The sequence below is a fragment of the Aeromonas sp. 2MA4 genome (assembly GCF_029237305.1).
GTDB classification, from domain to species: Bacteria; Pseudomonadota; Gammaproteobacteria; order Enterobacterales; family Aeromonadaceae; genus Aeromonas; species Aeromonas salmonicida.
The window spans coordinates 50942-66049 of the sequence record NZ_JAACFY010000004.1; the positions used below are offsets into that span (position 1 = coordinate 50942).

General features: G+C 55.4%; 10 protein-coding genes, 1 tRNA gene and 1 pseudogene. 7 read left to right on the forward strand and 5 right to left on the reverse strand.

Features of this window, described 5'->3' with window-relative positions; genetic code table 11:
• Positions 1-504 precede the first annotated feature (504 nt).
• The 3 genes from GWQ31_RS05750 to GWQ31_RS05760 are packed head-to-tail and all read left to right on the forward strand — an operon-like array spanning position 505 to position 5252.
• On the forward strand, positions 505-2427 hold the full coding sequence (locus tag GWQ31_RS05750) for a PrkA family serine protein kinase (protein ID WP_021138270.1): 1923 nt from the start codon (positions 505-507) through the stop codon (positions 2425-2427).
• Positions 2428-2452: 25 nt separating this feature from the next.
• Complete coding sequence (locus GWQ31_RS05755; protein WP_058394461.1) at positions 2453-3724, forward strand: YeaH/YhbH family protein; 1272 nt, start codon at positions 2453-2455, stop codon at positions 3722-3724.
• A gap of 10 nt (positions 3725-3734) precedes the next feature.
• Entirely contained in the window at positions 3735-5252 is a 1518-nt protein-coding gene (locus GWQ31_RS05760; protein WP_005311011.1) for a SpoVR family protein, read from the forward strand.
• A 59-nt stretch (positions 5253-5311) separates the two neighbouring features.
• Here GWQ31_RS05760 and fadR read toward each other — a convergent pair whose 3' ends face one another.
• Positions 5312-6025, reverse strand: a complete 714-nt coding sequence (gene fadR / locus GWQ31_RS05765; RefSeq protein WP_059113755.1) for a fatty acid metabolism transcriptional regulator FadR — start codon at positions 6023-6025, stop codon at positions 5312-5314.
• Between the two features lie 333 nt (positions 6026-6358).
• Here fadR and nhaB point away from each other — a divergent pair, with 333 nt between their 5' ends.
• Positions 6359-7939: a Na(+)/H(+) antiporter NhaB gene (gene nhaB / locus GWQ31_RS05770; RefSeq protein ID WP_021138266.1), complete on the forward strand. Its 1581-nt coding sequence runs from the start codon at positions 6359-6361 to the stop codon at positions 7937-7939.
• 35 nt (positions 7940-7974) lie between these two features.
• Here the strand turns inward: nhaB and GWQ31_RS05775 are convergent.
• Positions 7975-8170, reverse strand: a pseudogene (locus GWQ31_RS05775) (IS1595 family transposase); the annotation flags it as partial.
• Between the two features lie 168 nt (positions 8171-8338).
• Between GWQ31_RS05775 and dsbB the strand changes: the two are divergent.
• Entirely contained in the window at positions 8339-8860 is a 522-nt protein-coding gene (gene dsbB, locus GWQ31_RS05780; protein ID WP_169046199.1) for a disulfide bond formation protein DsbB, read from the forward strand.
• Between the two features lie 250 nt (positions 8861-9110).
• Here dsbB and GWQ31_RS05785 read toward each other — a convergent pair whose 3' ends face one another.
• The 3 genes from GWQ31_RS05785 to uvrB form a co-directional block, all read right to left on the reverse strand.
• Complete coding sequence (locus tag GWQ31_RS05785; RefSeq protein WP_021138264.1) at positions 9111-9764, reverse strand: DedA family protein; 654 nt, start codon at positions 9762-9764, stop codon at positions 9111-9113.
• 175 nt (positions 9765-9939) lie between these two features.
• The gene (locus tag GWQ31_RS05790) at positions 9940-10164 is read right to left on the reverse strand and encodes a DUF1232 domain-containing protein (RefSeq protein ID WP_087757344.1); all 225 of its coding nucleotides are present in this window, start codon (positions 10162-10164) and stop codon (positions 9940-9942) included.
• Positions 10165-10205: 41 nt separating this feature from the next.
• Positions 10206-12218, reverse strand: a complete 2013-nt coding sequence (uvrB, locus tag GWQ31_RS05795) for an excinuclease ABC subunit UvrB (protein ID WP_275908866.1) — start codon at positions 12216-12218, stop codon at positions 10206-10208.
• Positions 12219-12351: 133 nt separating this feature from the next.
• On the opposite strand from uvrB, the gene GWQ31_RS05800 reads away from it, so the two are divergent.
• Positions 12352-12427 (forward strand) — tRNA-Asn (locus tag GWQ31_RS05800).
• A gap of 773 nt (positions 12428-13200) precedes the next feature.
• Entirely contained in the window at positions 13201-14886 is a 1686-nt protein-coding gene (locus GWQ31_RS05805; protein WP_021138261.1) for an aspartate:alanine antiporter, read from the forward strand.
• Positions 14887-15108 lie beyond the last annotated feature (222 nt).

Consider the following 15108-nt stretch of genomic DNA (forward strand, 5'->3'; position numbering starts at 1 on the left):
CAACGGAAACGTGCTTAAACAGAGCTTTGTATCAGCAGCCATCACTCTCTTGCTAAAGCGATGGCTGCCGACACAGGGCCAATCTAGAGCAGCAAAAATGTAGCGTCAATGTAAAAATTAGAGCTTTAACACCAAACAAGCATCATTCCGCTGACGTAAACGTAATGGTCATTTCCATTCGCTTTTCCTCCTTCCCTTGCCCCGTCTGCGTTACAGCCAACTGACCCGAACAATGCGTTGTCCTTTCCATTTTCTGGCAAACATTTATTTTTTATCTCTTTGACATTTACCTCACTATCGTGGCAAAAATAATTTAACAGTCAGTAACATAGGTGTGTCACTGATTGCGCCTTCCCGCATCAGGATCGGGAAGTACCCTTGCAAATTTAAACCAATAGATGGTGATGGATTACTGGGGGCTGTTGACTAGGCTTAATGAGGTAAACAGAACAAAAGTAGTGATCCACTCTTTTCAGGGTAAGCGACTATAACGAGGGCAAAGTTATGGGCATCTTCGAGCATTATCAACAGCGATACGAGAAAGCCAGGGAAGAGGAGTACAGCATCCAGGAATTTCTGGATATGTGTAAGCAGGACAAAGCCTGCTACGCCTCCGCTGCCGAACGCTTGCTGGTCGCCATCGGCGAGCCGGAAATGATCGATACTTCGGTCAATCCCAGACTCAGTCGCCTTTTTTCCAACCGCGTCGTTGCACGCTATCCCGCCTTCAAAGATTTCTACGGCATGGAGGAAGCCATCGAGCAGATCGTCTCCTACCTCAAGCACTCGGCCCAGGGGCTGGAAGAGAAGAAGCAGATCCTCTATCTGCTGGGGCCGGTTGGCGGCGGCAAATCCTCGCTGGCTGAGAAGCTCAAATCCTTGATGCAAAAAGTGCCTGTCTATCGCATCAAGGGCTCGCCGGTCAATGACCACCCCTTCTGTCTGTTCGACATCGAAGAGGATGGCGAGCTGCTGGAAAAAGAGTACGGCATACCGCGCCGTTATCTGCGCCCCATCATGTCACCCTGGGTGGCCAAGCGACTGCACGAGTTCGGTGGCGACATCTCCAAGTTCAAGGTAGAGAAGGTCAACCCCTCCATCCTCGATCAGATTGCCATCGCCAAGACAGAACCGGGTGATGACAACAACCAGGATATCTCCTCTCTGGTCGGCAAGGTCGACATCCGTATGCTGGAGCATTATGCCCAGGATGATGCCGATGCTTACTCCTACTCAGGTGCGCTGTGCAAGGCGAACCAGGGGATCATGGAGTTCGTGGAGATGTTCAAGGCCCCCATCAAGGTGCTGCATCCTCTGCTGACCGCGACCCAGGAAGGGAACTACAACGGTACAGAGGGGCTCTCCGCCCTACCCTTCGACGGCATATTGCTGGCTCACTCCAACGAATCAGAGTGGCAGCAGTTCCGTAACAACAAGAACAACGAGGCCTTCCTCGACCGGGTCTATATCGTCAAGGTGCCTTACTGCCTGCGCGTCTCGGAAGAGGTGAAGATCTACGAAAAACTGCTGATCAACAGCGAACTGACCGATGCCAAATGTGCCCCGGGCACACTGGAGCTGCTGGGTCAGTTCTCCGTCCTCTCACGTCTGAAAGAGCCGGAAAACTCCAGCCTCTACTCCAAGATGCGGGTCTATGATGGCGAGAGCCTGAAAGACACGGATCCCAAGGCCAAGAGCTATCAGGAGTACCGTGATTACGCCGGTGTGGATGAGGGCATGAATGGCCTCTCCACCCGTTTTGCGTTCAAGATCCTCTCTCGCGTTTTCAACTTCGACCACGCGGAAGTGGCGGCCAACCCGGTACACCTTTTCTATGTGCTGGAGCAGCAGATAGAGCGCGAACAGTTCCCGCAGGAGCTGCATGATCGCTACCTTGAGTTCATCAAGGGTTATCTGACCCCGCGCTATGTGGAGTTCATCGGCAAGGAGATCCAGACCGCCTACCTCGAATCCTATTCGGAGTACGGCCAGAACATCTTCGATCGCTACGTCACCTATGCCGACTTCTGGATCCAGGATCAGGAGTACCGTGACCCCGAGACCGGCCAGCTGTTTGACCGCGCATCGCTCAACAGCGAGCTGGAGAAGATTGAAAAACCCGCCGGGATCAGCAACCCGAAAGATTTCCGCAACGAAATCGTCAACTTCGTGCTGCGAGCCCGGGCCAACAATGCAGGCCGTAACCCCAACTGGACCAGTTACGAGAAGCTGCGCACCGTGATCGAGAAGAAAATGTTCTCCAACACGGAAGAGCTGCTGCCGGTTATCTCCTTCAACAGCAAAACCTCGGCTGAGGAGCAGAAGAAGCACGATAACTTTGTCGAACGGATGATGGAGAAAGGCTACACCCGCAAACAGGTGCGACTGCTCTCCGAATGGTATCTCAGGGTACGCAAGTCATCCTGACCCTGCCGTGGTTCAAGGGGGAGTTATGGCGCATTTTATCGACCGCAGGCTCAACGGCAAAAACAAAAGCGCTGTCAATCGGCAGCGCTTCATCCGCCGCTACAAGAAGCAAATAAAACAAGCGGTCTCGGATGCTGTCTCCAAGCGCAGCATTCAGGACGTGGACAAGGGCGAGAGCATCAGCATACCGACCAAGGATATAGGCGAACCCCATTTCCATCAGGGGCAAGGCGGTAAGCGGGAAATGGTGCATCCCGGCAATGACCAGTTCGTATCCGGTGACAAGATTGACCGTCCCAAAGGAGGGGGCGGTGGTCAAGGAGCGGGCGAAGGTCAGGCATCCAATCAGGGGGAAGGCGAAGATGACTTCGTATTCCAGATCTCCAAGGATGAGTATCTGGATCTGCTGTTTGAAGATCTGGAGCTGCCCCGCTTGCAGAAAACCCAGCTCAACCAGTTGATGGAGATGAAGACCTACCGGGCGGGCTACACCTCCAACGGAGTGCCAGCCAATATCAACGTGGTGCGTTCTCTGCAAAACTCGCTTGCGCGGCGCATGGCGCTGCAAGCCGGCAAGAAACGCCAGTTGCATGAACTGGAAGAGAGGATGGCCCTGCTGGCCACCGATCCCAACGAGCATTTCGCCGAAATCGCCCTGCTTGAGAAGGAGATCCGAGAGCTGAAACGGCGGATCTCAGCCGTGCCCTTCATCGACACCTTCGATCTCAAGTTCAACAACTTTGTCAAACGGCCCGTGCCGTCCAGCCAGGCGGTGATGTTCTGCCTGATGGACGTGTCGGGTTCCATGGATCAGGCCACCAAGGAGATGGCAAAGCGCTTCTATATCCTGCTCTACCTGTTCCTGAGCCGGACCTACAAGAACGTGGAAGTGGTCTACATTCGCCATCACACCCAGGCCAAGGAAGTGGACGAACACGAGTTCTTCTATTCCCAGGAGACGGGCGGCACCATAGTCTCCAGCGCACTCAAGATGATGAATGACATCATCAACGAGCGTTACCCGGCCAACCAGTGGAACATCTATGCGGCGCAAGCGTCCGATGGTGACAACTGGGCTGATGATTCGCCGCAATGCCGGGAGATCCTGACCCGGGATATCATGCCGCGGGTGCGGTACTACTCCTATATAGAGATCACCACCCGCGCCCACCAGACCCTGTGGCACGAGTACGAGTCGGTGGCCAGCCAGTTCCCCCACTTCGCGATGGAGCACATTCGCAAGGTCGAGGATATTTATCCGGTATTCCGGGAGCTGTTCAAGAAGCAAGCGGCGTGAAGGAGGTCATATGGTAGAAACCGCAAGAAAAATACCGCCACTGGACGATGGCCCGGATTGGAACTTCGATCTGCTGGAGACTTATCATCAGGAGATAGCCCGGGTCGCCAGGTTCTATCGACTGGATACCTACCCCAATCAGATCGAGGTGATCACCGCCGAGCAGATGATGGATGCCTACTCCAGTGTCGGTATGCCCATCGGCTATCAACACTGGTCATTTGGCAAACGCTTCATCCACACCGAGCGCAACTACAAGCGCGGCCAGATGGGGCTGGCCTATGAGATCGTCATCAACTCGGATCCCTGCATCGCTTACCTGATGGAGGAGAACACGATGCCGATGCAGGCACTGGTCATGGCGCACGCCTGTTATGGTCACAACTCTTTTTTCAAAAACAACTATCTGTTCAAAACCTGGACCGATGCCTCCTCCATCATCGACTATCTGCTGTTTGCCAAAAACTACATCACAGAGTGCGAAGAGAAACACGGCATCGATGCGGTGGAAAAGTTGATCGACTCCTGTCATGCCCTGATGAACTTCGGAGTGGACCGTTACAAGCGGCCCCAGAAGATCTCGCTGGCAGAGGAGAAGCGCCGCCAGAAGGCACGGGAAGATTATCTGCAGACTCAGGTGAACGAGCTGTGGCGCACCCTGCCCAAGCAGCACAAGGCCTCCGGCGTTGAAGACAGACGCTACCCGGCCGAGCCCCAGGAGAACATTCTCTACTTCATCGAGAAGAATGCCCCTCTGCTCGAACCCTGGCAGCGCGAGATAGTGCGCATAGTGCGCAAGATCAGCCAGTACTTCTACCCGCAGAAACAGACTCAGGTGATGAATGAAGGCTGGGCCACATTCTGGCACTACACCATCCTCAACCACCTGTATGACGAGGGCAAGATCAGCGATCGCTTCATGATAGAGGTGCTGCACAGCCACACCAACGTGGTGTACCAACCCCCCTACAACAGCCGCTACTACTCGGGGATCAACCCCTACGCCCTTGGCTTTGCCATGTTCACTGATCTGCGCCGGATTTGCGAAAACCCGACCGAGGAGGACAGATACTGGTTCCCCGATTATGCCGGCACCAACTGGGTCGATACCCTGCATTTTGCCATGCAGAACTTCAAGGACGAGAGCTTCATCAGTCAGTTCCTCAGCCCCAAGGTGATGCGGGAGATGAAGCTGTTCGCCATCGACGATGATGACTTGAAGAACTATCTCAAGGTATCTGCCATTCACAATGAGGAGGGTTATCGGCTGGTACGCAATACCCTGTCAGCTCAATACAACTTGAGCAACCTGGAGCCCAATATTCAGGTCTATAACGTGGCGGTGAAGGGAGATCGCTCATTGACCCTGCGCTATGTGCCGCACAACCGGATCCCCCTTGGAGATTCACGCCACGAGGTGCTCAAGCATCTGCACCAGCTGTGGGGATTCGATGTGGTGCTGGAGCAGGATAACGGCGATTTGCCTGCCGACATCATAGGTCGCTGCCCTGACAAAAAACCGCTCTGAGACCACATTCAACCATAAAAAAACGCGCCAGAAGGCGCGTTTTCTCTTTGCATCAACAATCAGTTGTCACACAGATTGCTCGGCATGTCCTGGCGCAGACGGGTCCACAACTTGCCAGACTCGATACCGTACTGGCGTACCGTCATGAACACGGCTTCATGATTCTTGGTCTCGGCCAACCCCAACAAGACCTTGTAGTAGGCATCCGCCGTTTCACGAGCCTGCTTGTCAGAGAAATAGTAACGCCCGACCCGGCTATACAATCCCTTGAAACCATTGAGGATCAGGGCATAGATAGGATTGCCGGAGGCAAAGGCGAGCTGGTGATGCAGACGATAATCAAACTCCGCATACGCTTCCGGGGTACTGTCTACCGCATTGGCACCGCGCAGTATCTCGGCTGCTTGATCCGGGTTGTTGCGAATGGCACCACGAATGAAGATGGTGCAGATATTGGTACGTGCCGACAGCAGCTGGGCCACCAGATCCGGCACCTTGTCCTGATCCAGACGGGCCAAGGTTTCCAGGATGTTGAGACCCGAGGTCTCCCAGAAATTGTTTACCTTGGTCGGCTTGCCATGCTGGATAGTGAGCCAGCCATCGCGGGCCAGACGCTGAAGCACTTCGCGCAAGGTAGTACGAGTCACCCCGATAAGCTCGGACAGCTCACGCTCGGCCGGCAGTATGGATCCTGGAGGAAAGCGATTGTTCCAGATGGACTCGATGATGTATTCCTCGGCAAACCCTGCAGGGCTCTGCGCTTTTATGACCATGTAGTGACTCTGTTTAGTGCGTAAAAAGGCCCACGAATAATAGCAAAGCAGAAAAGGCTGGCAAGCAGAAGGTCAGTCCTCTGCTCACATAAGCAGAACTTGATGTTAAATAAATGTATTGAATGTCGAGAAAGGTGCCAAGCAACGCCACCCCCTGTCGATAAAACAGACATTATCTTGGGCAAGGGGCACTATGTTATTTATAGTTAGTGCTCTTTTTGATTAAAATCATGAAGAATCAATCTGATATGGGACAGCATCCGGATATTTAAGGACGAGTCTGTCTTGACTGCACAGAAGCAGACACCAACAACGAAACAGAGATCCATTATTATGCCAATCAGCTTAGGGAACGCATTTGCCAAGAACTTTTTGGGTCATGCGCCAAAGTGGTACAAGAGCGCAATTCTGTTATTTCTGGTGATCAACCCGATCGCCTTTTATCTCGATCCCTTTGCTGCCGGCTGGCTGCTGGTCGTCGAATTTATCTTCACCCTGGCAATGGCGCTCAAATGCTACCCACTGCAGCCCGGCGGCCTGCTGGCCATTGAAGCCGTGCTCATCGGCATGACCTCGGCAGAGCAGGTCAAACATGAACTGGTGGCCAACATTGAAGTGCTGCTGCTGCTGGTATTTATGGTGGCAGGCATCTACTTCATGAAGCAACTACTGCTCTATGTGTTCACCAAGATGCTGATCCGGATCCGCTCCAAGACGCTGCTCTCTCTGGCGTTCTGTCTGGTGTCAGCCTTTCTGTCAGCCTTCCTTGACGCCCTGACCGTGATCGCCGTGGTGATCAGTGTGGCGACCGGTTTCTACGCTATCTACCACAAGGTGTCGTCTGGCAAGAGTTTTGGTCATGAACATGACCACACCCATGATCAGGAGGTACAGGAGGATCACCATCAGGCGCTCGAGCAATTTCGTGCCTTTCTTCGCAGCCTGATGATGCACGCAGCCATAGGGACGGCACTGGGAGGGGTTTGTACTCTGGTGGGTGAACCGCAAAACCTCATCATCGGCGAGCAGGCGGGTTGGTATTTTGGTGAATTCGCTATTCGTATGGCCCCCGTATCTCTGCCTGTTTTTATCTGTGGTCTGCTTACCTGCGTGCTGGTGGAGAAGATGGGATGGTTTGGCTATGGCGCCAAATTACCCAACTCGGTACGCATGATCATGGAAGAGTACAACCGTCATGAGGATGCCAAACGCACTCCTCAGGACAAAGCCAAGCTGATGGTACAGGCGCTGATTGCTATCTGGCTGATCATCGGCCTTGCCATGCATTTGGCCGCCGTTGGGCTGATCGGGCTGTCAGTCATAGTGCTGGCAACCTCACTGACCGGCATTACCGATGAGCACTCGCTGGGCAAAGCATTCCAGGAGGCGCTGCCCTTCACCGCCCTGCTCGCCGTCTTCTTCAGCGTGGTCGCCGTCATCATCGATCAGCAGCTGTTCAGACCGGTTATCCAGTGGGTACTGGCCGCAGAGCCGGACGATCAACTCGCCCTCTTCTATCTGGCTAACGGCCTGCTCTCCATGGTCAGTGACAACGTCTTCGTCGGCACTGTCTACATCAACGAGGTGAAAACAGCACTGCTCAACAATGCCATCAGTCGCGAACAGTTCGACCTGCTGGCGGTTGCCATCAATACAGGTACCAACCTGCCCTCAGTGGCGACCCCCAATGGTCAGGCTGCCTTCCTGTTCATGCTGACCTCGGCACTGGCCCCCCTGTTGCGACTCTCCTATGGTCGCATGGTGTGGATGGCGCTGCCTTACACCCTGGTGCTGGGGCTGGTCGGTTTCTTCGCGGTGGAACTGCTGCTTGCACCTACCACAGAGTGGTTCTATCAGGCCGGGTGGATCCTGCCTCACAGCGTTGCACCTGCTGCACTACCTGCACTGCACTAAAGACCAAGGGCCCCTGCGGGCCCTTTCTTTTTTGGCTATGTCCCAATTACGTGTTGCATGGGGTGCCCCAGAGTCTCGTGCAAACACGCTTTGATATTTCCCCCTTCCGTAACGTTCCAGCATCCTGCGCCAACCCGGATAATTTCCCAGGCAATGGGTCGCCAAACCGTGGCATCACTCAATCCGTTCTTTCAACTGACGGTGCTACTTGTTCACATGTTGGATCTGGTATCCGCTCAACTTGACGGTTACGCGCTGTCTTCAAAGCCATCACCTACCAAGATAAGCCTTAAAACAAACAATGGATTCGTCTCACCATGCGGGATTGGGACAGCACCTTTCTTTTTATCCCCTGCTCTGCTCTAATTCAGCCACTGTTTTTTCTGTGAGATCAACCAGATGATTGAGTTCCTGCGTCGTATTGCCGCCCATCGACTGGCATGGGGTCTGCTTGCCGCGTCCGCTTTGTTCCTTGAGTTGAGTGCCCTCTTCTTCCAATATGTGCTGGGTCTGCACCCATGTGTCATGTGCGTGTACGAGCGCCTTGCCATCCTGGGGGTACTCTCGGCAGGCTTGCTCGGCATGGTGGCACCAGAGAAGTGGTATCTCCGCTGGAGTGCCCTCTTGCTCTGGGGCTACAGTGCCTTCCGTGGCCTTCAGCTGGCACTGAAGCACGTGGATTATCAGATGAATCCTTCCCCATTCAACGTCTGCAGCCCTTTTGCCGACTTCCCCAGCTGGGCTCCTCTCGATCAGTGGCTGCCCTGGCTATTCTTCCCGGATGGAGATTGCAGCGAGATCAGCTGGCAATTCCTGAGCTTCTCCATGCCTCAGTGGCTTGTCGCCATCTTCGCCGCCTACCTGCTGGTGTTTGCGGTCGTGACCATAGGCAATCTGGTCAAGGGGCGATGCTGCAGTTAATCCAGAGTAGCAAGCAGAAAAAGGGAGCCATTGGCTCCCTTTTTCAATCAACTTCTATGACCTCACCCGCTTCCTACACCCCTTCTTCATGGGGCTGAATACCATCTTTGCCGCCTGCCTCTGGCGTTTGTGATCCTGGCTATCAGCAACCGGTTCAAGGGGCACCCATGCGGCCGAGCCAGTGTTCACACAATAAAAATGGGAGCCAGTGGCTCCCATTTTTATGACCTGCCCGTCAGCGATGCGCCGATCAGGATGCTGCCTTGCTGGCATGCATCCTGGCCTTTGCCATGCCGATGACCATGGGCAACAAGGAAATAAAGATGATGCCGAAGATGAGCAGCGTAAAGTTCTGACGCACCACGGGCAAGTTGCCAAAGAAGTGGCCGGCATACACGAAGGAAATAACCCACAGCAGCCCCCCCACCAGGTTGAATACCAGGAAGCGCGGATAGGTCATGGCCCCCATGCCTGCAACGAAGGGAGCAAAGGTGCGCACGATCGGCAGGAAACGGGTGATGATTATGGTCTTGCCACCATGGCGATCGTAAAAGGCGTGAGTCTTGTCCAGATAATCCCGACGGAAGATTTTGGAGTCAGGGTTGCGGAACAGCTGCTCGCCGAAGAAGTGACCAATGGTGTAGTTGACCACGTTGCCAAGCACGGCAGCGATGATCAGCAGGGCCGCCAGGGTATGTACATCCAGCACACTGCCCACTGTGAGGGCACCGGCAGCAAACAGCAGTGAGTCACCCGGCAGGAAGGGAGTGACCACCAGCCCTGTCTCGCAGAAGATGATCAGGAACAGGATGGCATAAACCCAGACGCCATAGTTTTCAAAAAGTTCTCTCAAATGCACGTCAACGTGCAGAATAAAGTCAATCGCAAACAGGATCAGATCCATTTTTTCATACTCATGAAGTGAACGGCGTGGAGTCTACGCCAATGCATTCAGGGTCACAATCTCCCCATTGCGCTCTTTTTAATCAACGAAAGGCGAAACCCAATCGATTCCCTTTTTATCCAAAAAATCATAAATAACTAACGCCTGTTCACCCTTGATTAAGGGGGAAACTGGTTCAGTCTCGTTTATCCAGTGTCAGCCTGACATGTTCGGGCAGGCACTTCTCCCATCCCCACAATAAAAGCAGCAGCAGGGTCAGGTCATCACACCAGCCAAGCAGGGGGACCACATCGGGGATGAGATCTACCGGACTGAGGCCATAGAGCAGGATAAGGATCACCAGCCCCTTGGCCCACCAGGGAGTGGCAGGATGGCGAAAGCCCTGATAGAGACGGCGCATGCGCCGCCAGATGAGCCAGCGTTTGCCATTCGGCTTGTTGTTCAACTCTCGATCAACTCGTGGCGCAGCCGCTGGATCTGATCTCGCAGCGCCGCTGCCTGCTCGAACTCCAGATCCCGGGCATGCTGGAACATCTGCTCTTCCATCCGCTTGATCTCTTTTGCGATCTCGCCAGCGGAGCGAACATGGTACTCCCCTTGTGGCTCGGCAGCCTTGCGACCTCCCCTGCCCGTCTTGCCTGCACTGCGGCTGCCCCCCATGTCCATCACATCCCCCACCGACTTGTTGAGCCCTTTGGGGATTATGCCGTGTTCGAGGTTATGGGCATGCTGCAGGGTGCGACGACGCTCCGTCTCTTCGATGGCCACTCTCATGGAGTTGGTGATGGAATCCCCGTACAGGATCACCTTGCCGTTGAGGTTGCGAGCGGCGCGGCCAATGGTCTGAATGAGGGAGCGCGTGGAGCGCAGGAAGCCCTCTTTGTCCGCATCCAGGATGGCCACCAGAGAGACCTCCGGCATGTCGAGGCCCTCTCGCAGCAGGTTGATGCCGACCAGCACGTCAAACTTGCCGAGGCGCAGATCGCGAATGATCTCCACCCGCTCTACGGTATCGATATCCGAGTGCAGGTAGCGCACTCTAACGTCATGATCCGCCAGATATTCTGTCAAATCCTCCGACATCCGCTTGGTGAGGGTCGTCACCAGCACCCTCTCCTCCATCGCGACCCGCAGCCGGATCTCGGAGAGCAGATCGTCCACCTGGGTGGTCACCGGGCGCACTTCTATCTCGGGATCGAGCAAACCGGTCGGGCGAACCACCTGCTGCACCACGTCATCGCCGGATTTGCCCAGCTCGTAGGGGCCAGGGGTAGCCGAGACAAACACCGTCTGCGGCATCAGGGCCTCGAACTCATCGAACTTGAGGGGCCGGTTGTCGAGTGCCGAGGGCAGACGAAAGCCGTACTCCACCAGCGTCTCCTTGCGGGATCTGTCCCCTTTGAACATGGCGCCGATCTGCGGCACCGTCACGTGGGATTCGTCGATGATGAGCAGGCCATTCCCTGGCAGGTAGTCAAACAGGGTGGGCGGCGGCTCCCCCGGTGCACGACCGGAGAGGTAGCGGCTGTAGTTCTCGATACCGGAGCAATAGCCCAGCTCCTGCATCATCTCCATGTCGAACTGGGTGCGCTGGCTGATGCGCTGCTCCTCCACCAGCTTGTTGAGAGACAGCAGCTGTTCCCGGCGGCTTTTCAACTCCTCCTTTATATGTTCGATGGCACCCAGAATGGTTTCGCGCGGGGTGGCGTAGTGGGTCTTGGGATAGATGGTGTAGCGCACCACCGTCTGTTCGATGGCACCGGTCAGGGGATCGAACTGGGAGAGCCGCTCCACCTCTTCATCAAACAGCTCCACGCGCAGCGCCAGCTTGTCCGACTCGGCGGGGTAGATGTCGATCACCTCTCCCCTCACCCGAAAGGTGCCGCGCTGGAATGCCATGTCATTGCGGGTGTATTGCAGCTCGGCGAGGCGACGCAGTATATCCCGCTGGTTGATCACGTCCCCGACTTTGAGGTGCAACATCATGCTGAGGTAAGCCTGGGGGTCACCCAGACCATAGATGGCCGACACGGACGCGACTATGATGACATCCCGCCGCTCCAGCAGCGCCTTGGTGGCCGACAACCGCATCTGTTCGATGTGATCGTTGATGGAGGCATCTTTCTCGATGAAGGTGTCCGTGGTCGGTACATAGGCCTCGGGCTGGTAGTAGTCGTAGTAGGAGACGAAGTACTCCACCGCATTCTCGGGGAAAAACTCCTTCATCTCGCCATAGAGCTGGGCAGCCAGCGTCTTGTTGGGGGCCATGATCATGGTGGGGCGGTTCAGGGTCGCGATCACGTTGGCCATGGTGAAGGTCTTGCCCGAACCTGTCACCCCGAGCAGGGTCTGATGGGCCAGGCCGGATTCGATGCCATCAAGCAGACGGGCGATCGCTTCTGGCTGATCCCCTGCAGGTTGAAACTGGCTGGCCAACTGAAATAACTTGCTCATGACAACTCCCGGCAAAAAACGGCAAGGAAGAAGTGTACTCCGAGTTGGGGTGGCCTGGGTATCCACTCTCCTGCCCAAGCGGCTATTGACCTCAAAAAGCGACCTCTGTATGATGCCCCTCCTTGCCTGATGTTCCCCCGTAGTTCAGTCGGTAGAACGGCGGACTGTTAATCCGTATGTCACTGGTTCAAGTCCAGTCGGGGGAGCCAATTCCTCACCATCTCGGTGCAAGTTATCCACTTTAGTGCTTTCCTCTGCCGATTTTAATGCACAAGCCGCTCACTGCGGTGACATCCCCCTTTTGTCTCCCTGTCCATGCCAGCAGCGTTTTGTTCTGTTGCGCCTAACTATTTGATTTTTATAGAAACATTTTTCTTCCGGTATTTTTTGAACAGCCCTTGCAACCCAGTATTGGCGCGGCCTGCAGCCTGATCGCCAAGTTTCACACACAGGGTTATCCACAGAATCTGTGGGTAAGTCAGTCAAACCCAGTCACTGCCTAGCTTGGCAGGCCATTGCCATCGACCGGCTCCGATTTCTCTTCCCAACCTCATTTTCTGCTGTTTTTGAATGCCCCCCTAAATGGGTCGAAACACCGGCCATCAGATGCCTTTTCCAGATATCTTTTCGCTATCCCGCGAACAGTGGGTCAGCATCCGTACCGGCCCCTTGAACCGGTTCCTGACTTCTCCCCCGCTCTTCAGTCAGATATGCTGAAAAACCGCGAAACGACTCTCCCAAACAGCAGGGAATAAATTTTCAAGCAGGCCATGCGGACAAGGATCACAGATAGCAGGAATCACTAATTGACAGCGGGGCAGACAGCGCGAAATAGAGCGGATCTTCCTGGTTGCCCCGTGTTTTCCCTCAACCAAGGGGCAGCAAGGCAGCTTGCTACCGATTAATCCTCCTTTGGCGCTTCTTTATTGGTAAGGGATCCGGCACAATATCGGCCCCACTTTTTTCCTCGGTTTTTCCGGGCATGACCATAGATTTCGTGACACTGTTACATCAAAGCGACTCCCTGCTGCTGTTCGTGGTACTGGCCTTCGGCCTGTTGCTCGGCAAAGTCAGGCTCGGCAATTTCCAGATTGGCAACACCATAGGCGTGCTGTTTACCGCCCTGCTGTTCGGCCAGATGGGTTTCGAGTTCACCGCCACCACGGAGAACGTCGGCTTCATGCTGTTCATTTTCTGCGTGGGGATAGAGGCGGGGCCGCACTTTTTCAGCGTCTTCCTGCGGGACGGCATTCACTACATCACCCTCACTCTGGTGATCCTGCTGACGGCGCTGCTGCTGACAGTGGGGCTGGCCAAGTTCTTCAACCTGGGGCCAGGCATGGCCGCCGGGATCCTGGCGGGCTCGCTCACCTCAACCCCGGCCCTGGTTGGTGCGCAGGATGCCCTGCGCAGCGGCCTGCTCAACCTGCCTCACAAGACAGACATGCAGTCCGTACTCGACAACATGGGCATTGGCTATGCGCTGACCTATCTGGTCGGCCTGGTAGGCCTGATGCTGGTGGTGCGCTACCTGCCTTCACTGGCCAGGCTGGATTTGAGCACAGAAGCGCAGAAGATTGCCCGTGAACGTGGACTGTCGGACAACGAAAGTCGCAAAACCTACCTCCCCATCATCCGCGCCTATCGGGTCGGCCCCGAGCTGGCAGCCTGGATTGGTGGTCGTACCCTGCGGGAAACCGGTATCTATCCCCACACCGGCTGCTATGTGGAGCGGATCCGCCGCAACGGCATACTGGCAAGCCCGGATGGTGATGCCGTCATCCAAGAAGGGGACGAGATCGCCCTGGTAGGCTATCCGGAAAGCCACGAGAAACTCGACGTCAATTACCGCAACGGTAAAGAGGTGTTCGACCGTAACCTGCTGGATCTTCAAATAGTTACCGAAGAAATAGTGGTGAAAAACGATGGGGTAGTCGGGCGCCATCTGGTGGAGCTCAACCTCACCGAGAAAGGCTGCTTCCTCAACCGGGTGGTACGGTCCCAGATAGAGATGCCGTTTGATCGCAACATCATGCTGCAAAAGGGTGACGTGCTGCAGATCAGCGGCGAGAAGCAGCGGGTCAAGCTGCTGGCCAACAAGATCGGCTTTATCAGTATCCACAGCCAGACCACGGATCTGGTCGCCTTCACCACCTTCTTCGTGCTGGGTTTGCTGATTGGCTCCGTCTCCCTGGTATTCGGCCAGCTCGAGTTTGGTCTGGGCAACGCCGTCGGCCTGCTGCTGGCAGGGATCCTGATGGGCTACCTGCGCGCCAACCACCCCACAGTCGGCTATGTGCCGCCCGGGGCATTGCGTCTGGCCAAGGATCTGGGGCTCGCCGTCTTCATGGTGAGCACGGGTCTGAAAGCCGGTGGCGGCATCCTCGATCACCTGAGTGAAGTGGGTATGGTGGTGCTCTTCTCCGGCATGCTGGTGACCACCTTGCCGGTGCTGGTGGGCTATCTGTTCGGAGTCTGGGTGCTGAAGATGAACCCGGCACTGCTGCTGGGTGCCATCACGGGGGCCCGCACCTGCGCCCCGGCCATGGACGTGGTGAACGAAGCGGCCAACAGCTCCATTCCGGCGCTCGGTTATGCGGGTACCTATGCGGTGGCCAACGTCATGTTGACCCTGGCGGGGTCCTTCATCATCGGCTTCTGGTTCTAACGCCACGTCGGATTTGCTGCAATAGAAGGGGAGCCGTTATGGTTCCCCTTCTATATTTCACGGTTTTCCCATTCCCTGTCCTCTGCCAGATACCGCAACATCTCGTGTCTGCAGTCATCCGCATCACACCTCTGCCCCAACAGGCATGCTTGACCATCTCGAACGAGACGGCTGCAGCACCACAAAATAGAGCCAATGGTGCTATCTGACACGTTGGACCAA